Below are 17849 nucleotides of genomic sequence, written 5' to 3'. Positions count from 1 at the left end.
GCCTGTCGTGCAATCCGACGTTTCCGCCAATCGTTCCTGCCGCTGGCGCCAGGGACGTGAGACTTGCGATCAGGCCTTCAGCCGATAGCCCGTCCGGAACATGATCGAGACGATCACGAGGCACAGCGCCATGAACACGAAGGTCATGCCGAGACTGATGCCGACAGCCACATCCGAGACGCCGTAAAAGCTCCAGCGGAAGCCGCTGACGAGATACACGACCGGATTGAAGAGAGTGACCTTCTGCCAGAACGGCGGGAGCATGTTGATGGAATAAAAGCTGCCGCCGAGGAATGTCAAAGGCGTGACGATCATCATCGGAACGAGTTGCAGCTTCTCGAAGCCGTCGGCCCAGATTCCGATAATGAAACCGAAAAGGCTGAAGGTCACCGACGTAAGGACGAGGAAGCCCAGCATCGTGAGGGGATGGGCGATGGAAAACGACACGAACAGGCGTGCCGTCACGAGGATGATCAGCCCGAGAATGATCGACTTCGTCGCCGCGGCGCCCACATAGCCGATCACGATCTCGATCGCCGAGATCGGGGCGGACAGAACCTCGTAGATCGTGCCGCTGAATTTCGGCATGTAGATGCCGAACGATGCGTTTGAAATGCTCGTCGTCAGGATCGACAGCATGATCAGTCCCGGCACGATGAAGGCCCCATAGCTGACCCCATCGATCTCGGCCATGCGCCCACCGATGGCGGAGCCGAAAACGATGAAATACAGGGATGTGGAAATCACCGGGGAGGCGATGCTCTGGAGAAGAGTACGGAACATGCGCGCCATTTCGAAGACGTAAATGGCCTTGATCGCGTGAATGTTCATGCGTGGTTCCCCACCAAGCTGACGAAGATCTCTTCGAGCGAGCTTTGCGATGTGTTCAGATCTTTGAAATCGATGCCGTGTTCCGTCAGACGCCGCAGCAATTCCCCAATGCCGGTCTGGTCGCTCTGGGCATCGAAGGTGTAGACCAGCTCCGTCCCATCCGCCGAGAGATCGAGCTGTGGAATGCGCAGGTCCGGCGGCAGCGTTTGCAATGGCACCTGCAGGTGAAGCGTCAGCTGCTTTTTCCCCAGCTTGCGCATGAGCGCCGCCTTGTCCTCCACAAGGATGATCTCGCCCTTGCGGATCACGCCGACCCGGTCGGCCATCTCCTCGGCCTCTTCGATGTAGTGGGTCGTCAGGATGATGGTGACCCCGTTCTCCCGCAGGCGGCGGACCATGTCCCACATGTCGCGCCGCAATTCGACATCGACGCCGGCTGTCGGCTCGTCGAGAAAGAGAATCTCGGGTTCGTGCGACAGCGCTTTCGCGATCATCACGCGACGTTTCATGCCCCCCGAGAGGGCGCGGATCTTCGTGTCGCGCTTGTCCCAGAGGGACAGATCCTTGAGGATTTTCTCGATATAGGCCGGGTTGGGACCCTTCCCGAACAGGCCACGGCTGAACTTCACCGTGTCCCACACGCTCTCGAACGCGTCCGTGGAGAGTTCCTGCGGAACCAGGCCGATCCGGGTGCGGGCCGCGCGGTAATCACGGACGATATCGTGGCCGTCCACGCTCACGCGGCCCGAGCTTGGACTGACGATGCCGCAAATCGTGCTGATCAGGGTCGTCTTTCCCGCGCCGTTCGGGCCGAGGAGGGCGAAGATCTCCTGACGGCGGATATCGAGATTGACGTTACGCAGGGCCTGAAAGCCCGATGCGTAGATCTTGCTGAGTTGAGACACCGAGATCACGGTGCTTTGGCTGGCAGCAGGCCGGGGCGCCTGCCTGTCGTCGAGCGGCTTCATGAGCCACCTGTCCCTTCGGCACGGAATGGAGTGACGTCAAACGCCCGCCGATTCTCCTGGAGGCGGCGGGGTCAGGGGTTTACGACCGCTGGCGCCATTCATCAAGCCTCGGTGAAGAAGGGATCAGCGCCGACGCTCCGGAACGACCAGGGGAACCTCTGCCAGGACGTCGAGGGACGGCGTTCTCGGAGCGGCTGGGGCGGATTTCTCGGCGGTCGGAATATTGGAATTTGCCGGGATCAGGCGCTGCTCGAGGGAGGCAATCTGCTTGGTCAGCGCATCGATGCTGGCCTTGAGCGCCAGGATATCGGCGGCATCCGGCACCACGGGGGCGGCATGCTGCGGGGCAAGGGTGGGCTCGCGGCGCACCGGCGCCGGCTCGGGCTGCGCCGGAACGGCTGTCTCATGCAGGGCCGGCTCGCGCCGCTCCGCCGGGGATCCGCCGGTCAGGCGGCGGAAGGCCCGCCATAGCAGCCAGAGCAAGCAGAAGCCCAGGAAAAGGGCCGCTGCCATGGGAGCGAGTTCGGTCAATCCAGCCATTCGTAATCTCCTGTTGCCGATGGGCTAGTGGCCGAGTGTGGTGACTTTCGGGCACTGAGCGTCACGGTTCGTTGGCGCCGCGATGGAACGGTCCGTTCACGCTCGCGAGAGCACGGTGCATTCTTAACCTTTCAGTAACTTCCGGCTGAAAGGTTCGCGCGTCTTTCACACCGTAAAAGTGAGTAGTTTCTGAATGAAGGGGTTCATTGCGTCAGCATTGGCGTTCGTCATCCTGTCCTGTTCCAGCGCATTGGCTCAAGATATCAAGCCTTTAGGCGCCTTCCAGAACTGGAGCGCCTGGTCTTCATACGAGAATAACACGAAGGTCTGTTATATCTATTCAGACGCGGACACGATGAAACCTGAGAACCTTGATCATGGGCGCGTGAATTTTGCTATTCGGCACAATCGGCGTAGCGCCAACGGGACAGAGGCCAGCTTGAGCGCGGGCTATGATTTCGCCCCGGAAGCCATCCGGGTTTCAGTGGATGGGACCGAATTCACCATGTTGCCGCGAGGGCACTATGCATGGCTTCGCCGCGAGGAGCGGGAAAGGGAGTTCATGGAGGCGCTTCGGAAAGGCAGTGTGATGACCGTGGAGGCCAAGTCGCGACGCGGCAATCAGACCACCTACACATTCTCCCTCAAAGGCGTCTCCTCCGCCCTTCAAAGAGCCGCGCGTGCTTGCCGCTGACGGTGGATCGCAAAGCGCGGATCATGCTCCGCCGCGAACGAGATCGTAAGCCTTGCGCGCCGTATCTTCATCGCAGACGAGAACCGATGCGCGCTTGGCCCGCAGGGCTCCGGCGACCGCAAGGGTCTTGTTCTCGCCGCCGGACGCGAGCACGACCGTGGGAATCCGGCTCAACCCATCCAGCGGCAGCGCGATGGCGCGGCGGTTGAGCGGGTGGTCGATCACGCTCCCGTTCGCGTCGTAGAACTGGCCCAGGATATCTCCGACCGCGCCATGCTCACGCAGCTCATCGGTGGAGACGTCACGCGGAAGGCCGTAACGCACGAGTAGCGAGCGCTCGGAAAGGTCGCCGATACTGAGTATGGCGATGTCGTTGGCGCTGATACGCTCGAAAGCCTCGCGGAACACGTCCTGCGCCAGGATGATGTCCCGCGATTCCGGACTGCCCGCATAGATCGGGGCCGCAAGATACTGGCACTGCGCGTTCAACCGGTTGGCAAGGCCGCTGGCGGTTTCAAAGGTGTTGAGTTCCAGGCCATGGGTCAGCCCGCCCATCATCGAGTTGACGCACAGATCCGGATACCGCCCGGTTCGCATGTTCCGGATGGTCTCACGAAGGGTTGCACCCCAGCCAAGTCCAAGGCCCTTGACGTTGGTCTCCGACAGGTGGTGGGACAGATATTCGCCTGTTGCCTGTCCGATCAGGACCGGAATCAGGGCCGGATCTTGCGGCGTCGGAATGATGATGGCCGCCTTGAGCCCGAGGTCCCTGACGAGCTTCTGCTCCAAGGCGGTACAGCTTGAGAAGCGCGAATTCAGCGTAATGCTGACAAGTCCGCTGGTGCGGGCTTCCACCAGCATACGGTTGACCCGCAAACGCGTCATGCCGAGCTTCTCGGCAATGTCCGCCTGAGTCAGCCCCTCCATGAAATAAAGCCAGGCGACCCGGGCTTCGATTTGCTCGTCGGATTGGTTCATGGCCGGAGCTTTCAAGAAACGCTGTTACCAAACGCCATTGTCACACCTGCCTCCAATCCACAAGCCGGCCAAGGTCCCGCCATGCCCCGGGTTAGGAGCCTTGCGGCTTATCCGAAAGCCGAAGGCAGAGATCCGTTGCCAGTGTCATACAAATGTAATACAAATTATTCAAATGTATTCTCCAGTGAGGAAGTGATGGCCGATCAGGCACGTGCACTCGACCGGGCAATCCAGAAAGCGGCGGTAACCCGTAGCGTCTTTGTGGCGCCGGATGCCCTGGATGCGCTGCCGGAGAGCGTCCGGGATTTCAAGGGGAAACCATTGATCGTGGTGGCGGACGACAACACGATGGAGGCGGCGGGACGTCATGCGATGTCCGTTCTTCGTGACGCCGGCCATCTGACCGCGGACCCGATCGTTCTTGGAGAAAAGCCGCGTGTGAAGCCTCATGCGAAAACGGCGCGGGAGATCGCGGCGATCGTACGGGAGCGCGGCGGCATTCCCATCTCGGTGGGATCCGGCGTCATCAACGACCTGACCAAATACGCGGCTCAGGTCGCCGCAACTCCTTATGTCTGCGTCGCCACGGCGGCTTCGATGGACGGCTACGCAGCCTCGGGCGCGGCGCTGCTGGATGATGGTTTCAAGCGCACGCTCGATTGCGCGCCGCCGATTTCCGTGGTGGCGGATCTCGATATCGTCGCCCGGGCTCCGAGGCGCATGGCCGGATGGGGTTATGGCGATCTCGCCGGCAAGGTTGTTGCCGGGGCCGATTGGAAGTTGGCCGATGCCCTGGGGGAGGAACCGATCAACGCAGAGCCTTTCGGCATGGTGCAGGACAATGTCCGAGAATGGCTCGGGCAGCCGGCAGCGATTGCCGCGGGCGATCCTGTCGCCACGGGGGCTCTGGTCAATGGGTTGTTGATCTCAGGTTTTGCCATGCAGGCCCATGGCAATTCCCGGCCGGCCAGCGGAGCCGAGCATCTCATCTCGCACGTTTGGGAAATGGAGCGCCTGACGTTCGAGGGCGAACCCGCCGCTCATGGTGCCTGCGTGGCCATCGGAACCGTCGGAATCCTGGCCCTCTACGAGTGGTTTCTCGCCCAGGACATCACCCAGGATACCCTAAGGCAGACCATCGACGCTGCATCCTCGCCCGAGCGGATCGAGGCGGAGATCGCCGCAGGATTCCCGGAAGGGCACTTGGCGGACAGCGCCCGCACCGAGATGGCGATAAAGGGGCAGAGGGCCGCCTATCGTCAAGAACGCCTTTCGATTTTGGCGAAGCGTTGGCCGGCGCTGCGCGACGAACTGCGCCAAGCCTGCGTTCCCGCGGCAACGATGGAGGCTTGGCTCAAGAAGGCGGGCGCTCCGGCACATCCGCAGGATCTTGGGGTTTCGCTGACGAAATTTGCGGCAGATTACCGACGCGCCCGTCTGATCCGCCGCCGTTATACCCTGCTCGATCTTCTTGATGAGCTGGGGTGGCTGGACAAGGGAATCGCCGCCCTCTTCGCCTCGGATGGTTTTTGGGGACGGCGCTCGCATGCCGATGGGCAACGTGTCGCATCGGCATGAACGTAACGAACGATAATCGAAAGGGAGGATCACCTGTGAACGCAGTTTCATTAAGGGCCTATGTTGCAGCAGGCGCCATCGCGCTCGGGCTGTCGAGCCATGCGGCAGTGGCGCAACCCGTCGAGGTTCAATGGTGGCACGCCATGAACGGCGTCAACGGCGAGCGGGTCGACGAGCTTGTCAAGAAATTCAATGAGTCCAACGACCAATATAAAGTCGTTGCGGTCAACAAAGGCAATTATGACGAGGTGATCAACAGCACGATCGCCGCCTACCGCGCCAAGCGCCCGCCCCATATCGTGCAGATTTACGAGCGCGGCTTCATGACGATGCTGCTCTCGGACGCCATCGTCCCAGTCCAGGATCTGATGGACAAGACCGGCCACAAGGTCGATTGGAACGACTTCATCAAACCGGTTGCCGGGTTCTACGCATACAAGGGCAGGCTTGCCGCCATGCCCTTCAATTCGTCCTCTCCCATCCTGTATTACAATCAGGATCAGTTCAAGAAAGCGGGCTTCGACAAGCCGGCCGAAACCTGGGGCGAGTTCGAAAAGCAGCTTTATGCCGTCAAGAAGTCGGGAGCCTCGGGGTGCGGTACGGCGCTTGCGACCGACTATCATTGGAGCATGATCGAGAACTACAGCGCCATCAACGATCAGCCCTACGCGACCAAGGCGAACGGCTATAACGGTCTCGATACCGAGTTCGTCTATAACAAGACCCTCGTGGTTCCGCAGGTTGCCCGCCTGAAGCGCTGGCTCGACGACGGCATCCTCCAGATTGCCGGTCAGGGCTTCAGCCCGGAGCAGCTCTTCACCTCCGGCACCTGCGCGACCTATTTCGCCTCGACAGCGGCGCATAGCGGAATCGAGCGGAACTCCAAGATCAGCTGGAGCGCGACGTTCCTTCCCTGGGAGGAGGGCCGCCAGCCAAAGAACAGCACGATCGGCGGGGCAGCCCTGTGGGTGATCAAGGGACATAAGCCGGAAGAGGAAAAGGCGATCGCCGCCTTCTTCGACTTCCTGGCAAAACCCGAGACGCAGCTTTGGTGGCACAAGGCTACCGGCTATGTGCCCTTGACCAACAAGGCTTATGAACTTGCCAAGTCTCAAGGCTATTACAAGGAAAGCCCGACCCGAGAGATCGCCATCCAGCAGCTCAACCGCGGTACGCCGACGGAGAATTCCCTCGGATTCCACTTCGGCAACTTCACGCAGTCCATGTTCGCCCAGCGGGAAGAGGTCGAAGCGCTCTTCGCCGGAAAGAAGGACGCGCAGCAGGCCATGGACGATGCCGTAAAGCGGGGCAACGAAATCCTGCGCCAGTACGAGCGTCTTAACAAAGGCAAGTACTGATCGGACGAGGCGGCGCGGGGTTCTTCCTCCCTCCCGTGCCGCTTTATTTTTTTCGTCCCGTGGAGTCTCACTTGTGGTCGTACCTCCTCACGAACCAGGCCTGAAGCATGCCCATTTCAGGACGGCCGGATTGCCGACCCTCCTGCTTCTGCCGCAGCTTCTCATTCTCCTGTTCTTCTTCTTCATTCCGTCCCTCCGGGCTCTGGCCCAGGCATTCCTGCTTGCGGATCCGTTCGGCGCCACGGTTCATTTCGTCTGGTTCGATAACTTCACCGCGCTTTTCGCGAGCGAGAGCTACCGCAATTCGGTTTGGGTGACGATCTGGTTCACCTTGGGCCAAAACGTGGTGACGATCGTCGTCGCGCTGATCCTTGCCTTCGCGACCGATCGGGTGGTGCGCTTCCAGTCCGCCTACAAGGGCGTCATTCTTCTGCCCTACGCGATCGCGCCCGTTATCGCCGGCGTCATGTGGGCGTTCCTGTTCAATCCGGCGGTCGGTCCAATTGCGTTCTTCATCAAATCCCTTGGTTTCGCCTGGGATCCGAACCGCAACGGCAGTGATGCGATGCTGCTGGTGATCCTGGCGGCATCCTGGAAGCATATCTGCTATGATTATATCTTCCTCGTCGCGGGCCTCCTGGCCGTTCCGAAATCTCTCATGGAAGCGGCGGCGGTCGACGGGGCCGGGCCGGTGAAGCGGTTCTTCCAGATTGCGTTGCCGCTCCTCGGGCCGACGCTTTTCTTCCTCGCAACGATGAATTTCGTCTACGGTTTCTTCGAGACGTTTGCGATCATCGACGCGGTGACGCATGGCGGCCCTGCGGGAGCCACCAACATCCTGGTCTACAAGGTCTTTCAAGACGGCTTCGTCAATCTCGACCTCGGCTCGTCGGCGGCGCAATCGGTGCTGCTCATGAGCTTCGCGCTGCTGCTGACGCTGCTGCAGTTCAAATATGTCGAGCGAAAAGTAAATTACAGCATCTGATCATGGTCGAACGTTCACCTCTCCTCACCATCATCTGCCACTTGCTCCTGATCGGCGGCATCGTGCTGGTTTGCATGCCGCTCTACTTCGCGTTTGTCGCCGGCTCTCTCACCATGCAGGAGGTGCAGCAGGTTCCCATGCCCCTGCTGCCCGGCGGCCACTTTCTCGAAAATCTGGCAACGGCCTGGAGCAAGGTGAGTTTCGGCCGACTGCTGGTGAATTCGTTGATCGTGTCGGTTGGCATCACGGTCGGAAAGGTCGCGATCTCGCTCCTGTCGGCCTTCGCGATCACCTATTTCCGCTTCCGCTTCCGGCTCCTTGCCTTCTGGCTGATCTTCATGTCCCTGATGCTGCCGGTGGAGGTCCGCATCGTGCCGACATACGAGTCGGTCGCGAATGCCGCCCTGCCGATCCAGTGGGTGGTCGACGGGCTCAACCTCTCAGGTCTCTGGGAGGCGCTGACCGGATATCGCGTCGAGATCTCCCTCGAATGGAACATGCTGAACACCTACCAGGGATTGATCCTTCCCCTGATTGCGTCCGCATCCGCGACATTCCTGTTCCGTCAGTTCTTTCTCACCGTTCCGGAGGAGCTGCTGGAGGCAGCACGCCTCGATGGGGCCTCCGCGATGCGCTTCTTCTGGACGATCTTGCTGCCGCTGTCCCGCTCGAACATCATCGCCCTGTCGATCATCCTGTTTCTCTATGGATGGAATCAGTATCTCTGGCCCCTTCTGTTCACCACGGACAAGGACATGGCCACAGCCGTGATCGGCGTCAAAAACCTCATTCCGCGCTCGGATACGGAGCCGGCCTGGAACGTCGCCATGAGCGGCGCGCTGCTGACGATGTTGCCGCCGGTCCTTGTCGTTCTCATCATGCAGCGCTGGTTCGTCCGCGGCCTCGTGGACAGCAGCAAATAGGGTCTCCTTTCATGGTCAAGATCATCGGTCATCGCGGCGCCAGAAACCTGTGGCCCGAAAACAGCCTCGAGGGCTTTCGCAAGCTGATTGCCCTCGGCGTCGAAGGGGTCGAGTTCGACGTTCACCGGACGCGAGACAACAAGCTTGTCGTCATTCACGATCCGACCCTCGAGCGGACGACCCACGGGTCCGGCCCCGTCGGGGAGAAGACTCTCGCGGACCTTCAAGGGATTTCCCTGCGCGACAGCGACGAGACAATTCCCAGCCTCGACGAGGTGCTCGAGGTGCTCGGCCGGAGCGATCTGGAGCTTCACATCGAGATCAAGACCGATGTGATCGGGAATCCTTATGAAGGCCTCGAGGCCGGGGTTCTCGAAGCCGTCCATCGTCATGAGCTCCAGGGCCGATCGCTTCTGACTTGTTTCGCCCCGGAGGTTTTGGAGCAGGTGAGGGGACTTGATCCCGCTATCGCGGTGCTCGCATCCCTGGACAGACGCTCCGCGGAGATGCTCGGCGGCCTCGACCGGGCCATTGCGCGTTTTGCCGGAATTCGTGGTTGCTACATCGCTGTCGAGAAGGCGCTGCTCATTCACACCCTGGATCGGTTCCTGTCGGCAATCGGAACGGAGCGCCTTGGGGCCTGGGTTCCGAACGAAGAGCAGGATCTTGCCCACTGGCTCGACCAGCCGATCCGCCAGATCACGACGGATCGGCCGGATCTGGCTCTTGAGCTACGGCGTCGCCTCGCCGAAGTGCCGGTCTGAAAGGTCGTCGCCCGATCCCGAAAAGCGAAGGTTTTCCTGCTGTGACGCCGATCCGGTTCCGGAGAAAAGCCTAAAGGATCCGGCGCAGCGTTTCGGTCGCCTCCAAAAGGGGGGGAAGAAACCTCGTCTTCATCTCGTCGGCCGGAACCCGCACGGCCTGGGTTCCGATATTCAACGCGACGCGAACGGTCCCGTTTGCCTGGAAAAGCGGTACCGCAATCGAGCGCAGGCCGAGCTCCAGTTCTTCGTTGATGACGGCGCAGCCCTCCTGACGCACGGTTTCCAGCGCGGCGCGCAGTTCCTGCTTCTTCGTGAGGGTCCTCGGCGTTCTCGGCTCCAGGCGAACCCGTTTGAGATAGGCCTCGAGCGCTTCGTCCGGCTGATAGGCGAGGATGGCCCGGCCAAGCGAGGTGCAATAGGCGGGCAGGCGGGTTCCGACACCGAGGTTCACGGACATGATGCGCTGCGTGGCCGAGCGGGCGATGTAGACGATATCGTCGCCATCGAGAATGGCGGCCGAACTCGATTCTCCGGTTTGGGCGGAAATTCTCTCGAGAAACGGCTGAACCCGCGTTGCGAGGGACGAAGAGGCCATATAGGCATAGCCAAGGCGGAGGATGCGGGGAGAGAGGCTGAAATACCGCCCGTCGAAATCCGCGTAATTGAGCCTTGTGAGCGTTTTCAGGTAGCGGCGTGCGGCGGCCCGGGTAATTCCGGTGCGATTGGCCACATCCGTCAGGGTCATGCGCGGACGATCGGCGTCAAAGGCTTCGATGACCGCAAGCCCTTTCTCCAGGCTGGCAACGAAATCCCGATCCTCCGTCGCTCCGGACTCCATGATGACCCTCTGCATGCCCGGCGTTTGCCGGCGGTGTGGACTTTGGTAGCCTTGACACTGTTCGAGAAGATGTACTTCATGTTCGATATGGTTTTCAATGTTCGCAATGCGCACGAAGCATGAGACCATCGGCTAATGTGAGACCGCGGGCCCTGTTCAATGAGGCCAAGGCGGCTCCTGGGAGGAGATTGGAATGTCTGGAAGGAAGCTTCTCTGCGCGGCCATCGGCGCGCTTCTCGCCGGAACGGTCGCGGCCGCGGCAGATACGATCAAGGTGGGGATCATCGGGCCGTTCTCCGGGCCGTTCGCTCTCCAGGGCAAGAATTTCCAGGCTGGCGTCGAGGCCTATATGGCCCTCAACGGCAAGTCGGTGAAAGGTCACGACATCGAGGTGATCTACCGGGATCTGCCCGCCGCCAATCCGCAGCAATCCCGGGCTTTGGCCCAGGAGCTCATCGTCAAGGACAAGGTCCAGTACCTCGGCGGGGTTTACTTCACGCCGGATGCCATGGCGATCACGCCGCTCCTGACGCAGGCCAATACGCCCCTCGTGATCTTCAACGCCGCGACGTCAGCCATCATGACTCAGTCGCCGCTCGTGGTGCGGACCTCGTTCACGACGGCTCAGACGACGACGCCTCTCGGTAAGATCGCCATCGAGCGGGGAATCAAGAAGGTCATTACGGCGGTCAGCGACTACGGCCCCGGTATCGACGCGGAAGTGGCCTTCAAGAAGGCCTTCGAGGCCGCCGGCGGACAGGTGGTGGAGTCGCTGAGAATGCCGCTCAACACCAATGACTTCAGCCCGATCATGCAGCGTGTGCGTGACTCGAAGGCCGACGCGGTTTTCGCGTTTCTCCCCTCCGGCCCGACCACTCTGGGCTTCGTGAAGGCTTACAACGAGACGGGCCTCAAGCAGGCCGGTATCAAGTTCCTTGCGCCCGGCGACCTGACGCAGGAATCGGATCTTCCGGCCCTCGGTGACGGCGCACTCGGTCTTCTGACGACCTTCCATTATGCCGTCTCGCACGATTCTCCCGAAAACAAGCGCTTCGTCGAGGCGGCCACGAAGGCCGTCGGAGGGGCCGACCAGCTCTCCTTCCCGGCCGTCGGTGCCTATGACGGCATGCACGTCATTTACAAGATGATCGAGGCAACGGACGGCAAGCAGGATGCGAAGAAAGCCGTCGATGCCGTCAAGGGACTTGCCTGGACCAGCCCGCGCGGCCCGGTGAGTATCGACGCCGAAACCCGTCACATCACGGAAAACATCTACCTCCGCGAGGTTGCAAAGGACGCGAACGGGAAGACCTACAACAAGGAAATCCAGACTTTTCCGAACCAGAAGGATCCAGGGCTCGCGACCCCATAATCCTGCCTGATCGGGTCGAGGGCGCGGCGAGACACGGCGCCCTTGGCCTCTGTTTCGTCGTTGCCGACCGGGATTGTTCATGCAGACGGTTTTCAGCATCGCGATCGATGCTTTCGCTTATGGAATGGCGCTCTTCATCATCTGCATCGGCCTTTCGTTGACGATGGGCTTGATGCGGGTGATCAATCTGGCGCATGGGGCTTTCGCGATGATCGCCGGCTACATCGCGTCCTATGCGCAGCGCGAGCTCGGAACGGGATATGCGGTGGCGATCCTGCTCGCCATTCTTGGGACGATCGCGATTTCCATTCCGCTCGAGCGTTTGCTGTATCGCCGGATCTACGGCAGTCCCCAGCTGACCCAGGTTCTCATGACGATCGGCATCACGTTCTGCGTGATCGGGATCACCAACTTCTTCTTCGGCCCCACCCTGAAGACCATTCCCCTGCCTGCTGCTCTCTCGACACCGGTTGACCTCGGATTCCGCACCGTCGCAGGGCATCGTCTTTTCGTCATGGCCTGTGGGGTCATCGTCGCGGGAGGTTTGTGGTTTCTGATCGAGAAGACCGCATTCGGCATCAAGCTGCGCGCCACGGTCGACAATGCCGGAATGGCGGACGCGCTCGGGATCAAGACCCAGGTCGTCTATGCGATCAGCTTCGCCATCGCCATGGGCTTGGCGGCATTCGGAGGCGTGGTGGCCGCCGAATTCCTGCCCATCGAGCCCTATTACGCCCTTCGCTATATGGTGACGTTTCTGGTGGTCGTGTCCGTTGGAGGAGCAGGCTCCATTCCGGGCGCACTTCTTGCCTGCCTTGTGCTCGGAGCCATCGATACAACGGGCCGCTACCTGATGCCCGATTTCGGTAATTTCTTCTTCTATGCCGCCGTGATTGCCATTGTGTGCGTTTTCCCGCGCGGCTTCCTTGGAAGGGCCCAGTAGCGTGCAGGTGATCGCCAAATCCCGACCGGTCGCGTCACCCCCGAAGGCCGCTGGTCATCTCGTGCGCGATGGAGCCGGCCTTGTCCTCATCCTAGCGGCGGGCGCTGCGGGATATTGGCTCTTTCCCGATAACCTTGCATTGCTCACGCGCGTCATCGCGATTGCGCTCCTGGTTCTGTCGCTCGATCTTCTGGTGGGATATTGCGGCGTTGCGTCCCTCGGGCAGGCGACCCTTTTTGGCGCAGGCGCCTATGCGGCCGGCATGGCTTGCCTGCGCGGTGTAACCGAGCCGATGACGCTGATCGCCATCGGAGCCGTTGCGGGCGCGTGTGCCGGTCTCGTGATGGGAACGATCATGCTGCGCGCGCACGGCCTTGCGCAACTTGTGCTCTCCATCGCCATCGTGCAACTGGCTCACGAGGCCGCCAACAAGGCATCCGCCTATACGGGCGGCAGCGACGGTTTGGCCGGGTTCAGTCCAAGCCCGCTTTTCGGAACCTTCGAGTTCGACCTGTGGGGCCGGACGGCTTATCTTTTCGGCCTCGGCTTGCTGGTCCTGGTGTTCATTGCCCTGAAGTTCGTGGTTGCCTCGCCCTTCGGCGTGCTCTGCCGTGGCATCAAGGAGGATCCGGTCCGCATCCGCTCCATGGGTGCGTTCGTCTTTCCCGTCCTGCTGAAGATGTTCGTCATTTCAGGAGCGGTTGCCGGAATGGGCGGCGCCCTGGCGGCTATTTCGACCCAAGTCGTCGGGCTCGACAGCGTGAGCTTCGAGCTCTCCGCCAATTCCTTGGTCATGCTGGTCCTTGGAGGGCTTGGCAGCCTCTATGGGGCACTGATCGGAACGGTGATCTTCATGGGCTTCGAGCATGTGGTCTCGGCGATCAACCCCTTCCACTGGATGACCATGGTCGGCGCATTGCTGATTGCCGTCGTGCTCGTCGCGCCCGGCGGTCTGGGCGGTCTTGTGAGCAGGCTGAGGCCGAGGCTCCGGGGACGCAACGGAGAGCAGCCATGAGCGAACTGTTCCGGGTCGAAGGCTTGTCGAAGTCTTTCGGTGGGCTCGCGGTCAGCCGTGAGATCGATCTTGCGATGAATGCCGGCGACCGGCTCGCTCTCATCGGGCCGAACGGCGCAGGCAAGACGACTTTCGTCAACCTGGTGACAGGCCAGTTGAGGCCAAGTTCAGGGCGCGTGGTCCTCAACGGAGAAGATGTGACGGGGCTTGGGGCCGTCCGCCGGGTTCGCAAAGGGCTCGTGCGCACCTTTCAGGTCACACGGCTCTTCTCGGATCTGACGCCGGAAGAGCACGTCACCCTGACCGTGCTGCAGCGGCTGGGCCGAGCAACGCGGATCATCGGGCGATTTCGCGGCGATGCGGAGGTTTCGGCGGAGGTGGAATCCCTGCTGCGGACGCTCGGCCTTCTCGACGTCGCGCGCCGGAAAGTGGGCGAGATCGCCTATGGGCAGCAGCGGCTGCTTGAAATCGCCATCGCCCTCGCGTTGAAGCCGAAGGTCTTGCTTCTCGACGAGCCTGCGGCGGGCGTTCCGTCCACGGAGACGCCCCGGATCGAGCAGGCTCTGGAGCATCTGCCGCCGAGCCTCGCCGTCTTGATGATCGAACACGACATGGACCTGGTTTTCCGGTTCGCCAGGCGGGTTGTCGTTCTGGCGGCGGGCGAGATCATCTTCGAGGGGCTGCCATCCGACGTCGCAGCCAACGAGAAGGTCCGCGAAGCCTATCTTGGAAATTACGCCCATGCCCGCAGAGTCGCTTGAGATCCGTGAATTGAGTGCGGGTTACGGCCCGACGGTGGTCCTGGAGAACGTGTCCTTCACGGTTCCGGCCGGCGGACGCCTGTCCATCCTCGGGCGGAACGGCATGGGGAAAACGACGCTTCTCTCAAGCCTCATGGGCCTGACCAAACGCTACGGGGGCGAGATCCGGCTCGATGGCACGGACGTGGCCAGTCTGAAGAGCTGCGACCGGGCGATGCGAGGGCTCGGCCTCGTTCCTCAGACCCGTGATATCTTCCGTTCGCTGACAGTCGAAGAAAACCTGTTCGCGGGCTTGAAAAACCGGCCGCGCAGCGCGATTGCCGAAGCGTACGAGATGTTTCCTCGACTGCATGAACGGCGCCGCAATCTCGGCTGGCAACTATCCGGAGGGGAGCAGCAGATGCTCTCCACGGCTCGCACGATCCTCGGACGTCCATCCGTGCTGCTCCTCGATGAACCCCTCGAGGGTTTGGCTCCCGTCATCTGTGATGAGTTGATGGCTGCGCTCACGCGCCTCGCATCCACGGGGGAGATGACGATCCTTCTCGTTGAGCAACGCATCGAGAGCGCACTCGATTTCGCCGATGCCGTCCTGATCCTGGAACGGGGGCGAATTGTCTGGCAGGGCACAAGCGAGGCTCTGCGATCTGATCAAGATCTCGTCGAGCAGTATATCGGCGTCGGTTCCCTTCATTGAGCGCAGCCATGGCTTTCACACGTGCGAACGGCATCGTTCTTCATCATCGGGTTCTTGGCCGCTCGGATGGCCCGACCCTCGTCTTCAGCAACTCCCTGGGCAGCGACTTTCGCATCTGGCAGGATGTCGCGTCAGCCTTTCTCGACCGGTTTCGGGTCGTCGTCTATGACAAGCGGGGACATGGATTGTCCGACGCGCCGCCTGGGCCCTACACGATCGACGACCATGTCGATGATCTGATCGCGCTTTTGGACATCCTTCGCATACGGCAGGCCGCCATCGTCGGCCTGTCCGTCGGCGGCATGATCGCCCAGCGGATGGCCGTACGGGAACCGGCGCGGGTCACGGCTCTCGTTCTCTGCTGCACGGCTGCAAAGATCGGAACGCCGGAGACCTGGGCCGAGCGCATCGCGGCCGTTGAGCAGCACGGATTGGAGGCGGTCGTAGAGGGCGTCCTGGCGCGTTGGTTCACGCCCGCGTTCCGTAAGAGCCATGCCGATGAGTTTGCGGGTTGGCGCAACATGCTCCTTCGCACCCCGCGGGAGGGATATGCGGGGACATGCGCAGGCATTCGGGATGCCGACCTTACGGCCGATGCCGGCAGGATCGCGGCTCCGACCTTGTGCCTGGCGGGCGATCAGGACGGCTCGACGCCGGCAGACCTCGTGGGGCGAACCGCTGCGCTGATCCCCGGAGCGGATTTCCAGATCATTGCAGGGGCAGGGCATATTCCATGCATCGAGCGCCCCTACGAGCTGGCGATGCTGATCGAGATGCATCTCAAGGAGGCGAGGCTTGTCTGAGAGCGAACGTTACAAGGCCGGGATGGCGGTCCGGCGTCAGGTTCTGGGCGATGCGCACGTGGACAGGGCGGTCGCTCAGACGACGGAATTCGATGCCGACTTCCAGGCCTTCATTACGGAAGGCGCTTGGGGATCGGTGTGGTCGCGCTCTCAATTCACGAAGCGTGAGCGTTCCATCGTCACCATCGCGCTTCTGGCGGCCCTCGGCCATGACGAGGAAGTCGCAATGCACGTGCGGGCGACCCGCAATACCGGCGCGACCAGGGAAGACATTCGCGAGGCTCTGCTGCACGTGGCGGTCTATGCCGGGGTTCCGGCGGCAAACCATGCTTTCAAGATCGTCAAGAAAGCGTTCGCCGACATGGATCAGGGTTCCTAATGCGGGCCGGAAGCGAGCCCGCGCGTTTCGTGCGTGGCACGAAGGAGACATGAGATGTCCGATCACGGATCATTCTTTCAGCGTGACCGAAGCTGGCATCCTCCGGCTTTGACGCCTCAGTACAAAACGTCCGTTCTGCGCTCGCCTCGGTATCCGCTTCTTTCGCTTGAGAACACGATTTCCGAGATGACCGGGCCTGTCTTCGGGCATGACGTCATCGGGCCCCTGGATAACGACCTGATCCGCAACTATGCGAAGACCGGCGATCCCATCGGGCAACGGATCATCGTCTATGGCCGCGTCCTGGACGAGAACGCCCGCCCCGTTCCCGGCGCTCTCCTGGAGTTCTGGCAAGCCAATGCCGGCGGCCGTTATCGCCACAAGAAGGAAACCTATCTGGCGGCCATCGATCCGAATTTCGGCGGTTGCGGACGTGCGATCACCGATCAGGAGGGCCGCTATTCGTTTCGGACCATCAAGCCCGGCGCGTATCCGTGGCCGAACGGCGTGAACGACTGGCGTCCCGCGCACATCCATTTTTCAGTCTTCGGCCACGCCTTTGCCCAGCGCCTGATCACGCAGATGTACTTCGAGGGCGATCCGATGATTTGGCAATGTCCGATCGTGTCCACCATTCCGGACAAGGCGGCGGTCGAGCAGCTGATTGCCGCCCTCGACCGCAACAACACGATCCACATGGATGCTCTCGCGTACAAGTTCGATATCGTTCTGCGCGGCCGCCGGTCGACGCTTTTCGAGAACCGGATGGAGGGGAACTGATGGTTCAGAAGCTCGGCCACCTGAAGGAATCGCCGTCGCAGACGGCCGGACCTTATGTCCACATCGGCACGACCCCGAATTGGGTCGAGATCACGGGCGTCTGGAAGGACGATCTCGGTCTTGTGCTGGTCAGCCCGGACACCAAAGGGGAACGCATCATCGTCAAGGGACGGATCTTCGACGGAAGCGGAACGCCCTTGAAGGATGCTCTCATCGAGATCTGGCAAGCCGATGCGAAGGGGCTCTATAACAGCCCGCAGGAGCGTCGCGGCCGGGCGGATCCGCATTTCGTGGGCTGGGGACGGCAGCCCGTGGACGGAGCAACGGGCGAGTTTCGGTTCGAGACCATCAAGCCGGGACGGGTGCCATTCCGCGACGGCCGCGCAATGGCACCTCACATCACGTTCTGGATCGTCGCGCGCGGAATCAATACGGGGCTCCATACCCGCATGTATTTCGGCGACGAGGAGGCCGCGAACGCGGAATGTCCGGTGCTAGCCAGAATCGAGCACAAGATCCGCCTCTCGACCCTGGTCGCTCCGCGCACGGAGGAAAACGGCCTGCCGACCTACACCTTCGACATTCGCCTCCAGGGCGAAAATGAAACCGTCTTCTTCGACATCTGATTTTTATCGAAAGCGT

At 61.3% G+C, this 17849-nt stretch carries 20 protein-coding genes; 15 read left to right on the top strand and 5 right to left on the bottom strand.

The annotated features are described in order from the left end of the window. Positions 1 to 69: 69 nt before the first annotated feature. The 3 genes from LJD17_RS05065 to LJD17_RS05055 form a co-directional block, all read right to left on the bottom strand. Positions 70 to 831 (bottom strand): ABC transporter permease, encoded by a 762-nt coding sequence (locus tag LJD17_RS05065; RefSeq protein WP_227383072.1) that lies wholly within the window; start codon positions 829 to 831, stop codon positions 70 to 72. After that, positions 828 to 1799: an ABC transporter ATP-binding protein gene (locus tag LJD17_RS05060; RefSeq protein ID WP_227383071.1), complete on the bottom strand. Its 972-nt coding sequence runs from the start codon at positions 1797 to 1799 to the stop codon at positions 828 to 830. Before LJD17_RS05060 ends, LJD17_RS05065 begins: the two co-directional genes overlap by 4 nt. A gap of 123 nt (positions 1800 to 1922) precedes the next feature. Continuing rightward, complete coding sequence (locus tag LJD17_RS05055; RefSeq protein WP_227383070.1) at positions 1923 to 2339, bottom strand: hypothetical protein; 417 nt, start codon at positions 2337 to 2339, stop codon at positions 1923 to 1925. 193 nt (positions 2340 to 2532) lie between these two features. On the opposite strand from LJD17_RS05055, the gene LJD17_RS05050 reads away from it, so the two are divergent. Then, positions 2533 to 3033, top strand: coding sequence for an invasion associated locus B family protein (locus LJD17_RS05050; RefSeq protein ID WP_227383069.1), 501 nt, complete (start codon positions 2533 to 2535; stop codon positions 3031 to 3033). 21 nt (positions 3034 to 3054) lie between these two features. On the opposite strand, the gene LJD17_RS05045 is transcribed toward LJD17_RS05050, so the two are convergent. Further along, positions 3055 to 4011: a sugar-binding transcriptional regulator gene (locus LJD17_RS05045; RefSeq protein ID WP_227383068.1), complete on the bottom strand. Its 957-nt coding sequence runs from the start codon at positions 4009 to 4011 to the stop codon at positions 3055 to 3057. Between the two features lie 195 nt (positions 4012 to 4206). On the opposite strand from LJD17_RS05045, the gene LJD17_RS05040 reads away from it, so the two are divergent. The 5 genes from LJD17_RS05040 (at position 4207) to LJD17_RS05020 (ending at position 9619) form a co-directional block, all read left to right on the top strand. Continuing rightward, positions 4207 to 5589: a sn-glycerol-1-phosphate dehydrogenase gene (locus LJD17_RS05040; RefSeq protein ID WP_227383067.1), complete on the top strand. Its 1383-nt coding sequence runs from the start codon at positions 4207 to 4209 to the stop codon at positions 5587 to 5589. 35 nt (positions 5590 to 5624) lie between these two features. Continuing rightward, positions 5625 to 6947, top strand: a complete 1323-nt coding sequence (locus LJD17_RS05035) for an extracellular solute-binding protein (RefSeq protein ID WP_227383066.1) — start codon at positions 5625 to 5627, stop codon at positions 6945 to 6947. 73 nt (positions 6948 to 7020) lie between these two features. After that, on the top strand, positions 7021 to 7932 hold the full coding sequence (locus LJD17_RS05030; protein ID WP_406600764.1) for an ABC transporter permease subunit: 912 nt from the start codon (positions 7021 to 7023) through the stop codon (positions 7930 to 7932). 2 nt (positions 7933 to 7934) lie between these two features. After that, entirely contained in the window at positions 7935 to 8855 is a 921-nt protein-coding gene (locus LJD17_RS05025) for an ABC transporter permease subunit (RefSeq protein ID WP_227383065.1), read from the top strand. Positions 8856 to 8866: 11 nt separating this feature from the next. Next, entirely contained in the window at positions 8867 to 9619 is a 753-nt protein-coding gene (locus LJD17_RS05020) for a glycerophosphodiester phosphodiesterase family protein (RefSeq protein WP_227383064.1), read from the top strand. A gap of 70 nt (positions 9620 to 9689) precedes the next feature. Here the strand turns inward: LJD17_RS05020 and LJD17_RS05015 are convergent, their stop codons facing one another. Further along, positions 9690 to 10457 carry an IclR family transcriptional regulator domain-containing protein gene (locus LJD17_RS05015; RefSeq protein ID WP_227383063.1) on the bottom strand — a complete coding sequence of 256 codons (768 nt, stop codon included), beginning with the start codon at positions 10455 to 10457 and terminating at the stop codon, positions 9690 to 9692. Between the two features lie 193 nt (positions 10458 to 10650). On the opposite strand from LJD17_RS05015, the gene LJD17_RS05010 reads away from it, so the two are divergent. The 9 genes from LJD17_RS05010 (at position 10651) to pcaG (ending at position 17833) form a co-directional block, all read left to right on the top strand. Further along, positions 10651 to 11829 (top strand): ABC transporter substrate-binding protein, encoded by a 1179-nt coding sequence (locus LJD17_RS05010; protein WP_227383062.1) that lies wholly within the window; start codon positions 10651 to 10653, stop codon positions 11827 to 11829. A 79-nt stretch (positions 11830 to 11908) separates the two neighbouring features. After that, entirely contained in the window at positions 11909 to 12772 is an 864-nt protein-coding gene (locus LJD17_RS05005) for a branched-chain amino acid ABC transporter permease (RefSeq protein ID WP_227383061.1), read from the top strand. 1 nt (position 12773) lies between these two features. Beyond that, on the top strand, positions 12774 to 13787 hold the full coding sequence (locus tag LJD17_RS05000; RefSeq protein WP_406600763.1) for a branched-chain amino acid ABC transporter permease: 1014 nt from the start codon (positions 12774 to 12776) through the stop codon (positions 13785 to 13787). Next, the gene (locus LJD17_RS04995; protein WP_227383060.1) at positions 13784 to 14548 is read left to right on the top strand and encodes an ABC transporter ATP-binding protein; all 765 of its coding nucleotides are present in this window, start codon (positions 13784 to 13786) and stop codon (positions 14546 to 14548) included. The genes LJD17_RS05000 and LJD17_RS04995 overlap by 4 nt, the downstream gene beginning before the upstream one ends. Further along, entirely contained in the window at positions 14529 to 15245 is a 717-nt protein-coding gene (locus tag LJD17_RS04990; RefSeq protein ID WP_227383059.1) for an ABC transporter ATP-binding protein, read from the top strand. The genes LJD17_RS04995 and LJD17_RS04990 overlap by 20 nt, the downstream gene beginning before the upstream one ends. Before the next feature lie 8 nt (positions 15246 to 15253). Further along, positions 15254 to 16048: a 3-oxoadipate enol-lactonase gene (gene pcaD, locus LJD17_RS04985; RefSeq protein ID WP_227383058.1), complete on the top strand. Its 795-nt coding sequence runs from the start codon at positions 15254 to 15256 to the stop codon at positions 16046 to 16048. A gap of 22 nt (positions 16049 to 16070) precedes the next feature. Continuing rightward, complete coding sequence (gene pcaC / locus LJD17_RS04980; RefSeq protein ID WP_264478291.1) at positions 16071 to 16427, top strand: 4-carboxymuconolactone decarboxylase; 357 nt, start codon at positions 16071 to 16073, stop codon at positions 16425 to 16427. 54 nt (positions 16428 to 16481) lie between these two features. Beyond that, positions 16482 to 17207, top strand: coding sequence for a protocatechuate 3,4-dioxygenase subunit beta (pcaH, locus tag LJD17_RS04975; RefSeq protein ID WP_264478273.1), 726 nt, complete (start codon positions 16482 to 16484; stop codon positions 17205 to 17207). Then, positions 17207 to 17833 carry a protocatechuate 3,4-dioxygenase subunit alpha gene (gene pcaG / locus LJD17_RS04970; protein ID WP_227383055.1) on the top strand — a complete coding sequence of 209 codons (627 nt, stop codon included), beginning with the start codon at positions 17207 to 17209 and terminating at the stop codon, positions 17831 to 17833. Before pcaH ends, pcaG begins: the two co-directional genes overlap by 1 nt. The last annotated feature ends 16 nt before the right edge of the window (positions 17834 to 17849 follow it).

The sequence above is a fragment of the Microvirga rosea genome, from assembly GCF_020595095.1.
Classification (GTDB): domain Bacteria; phylum Pseudomonadota; class Alphaproteobacteria; order Rhizobiales; family Beijerinckiaceae; genus Microvirga; species Microvirga rosea.
Note: the sequence above shows the minus strand (reverse complement) of the source record. Positions and strands in the feature narration are given on the sequence as shown.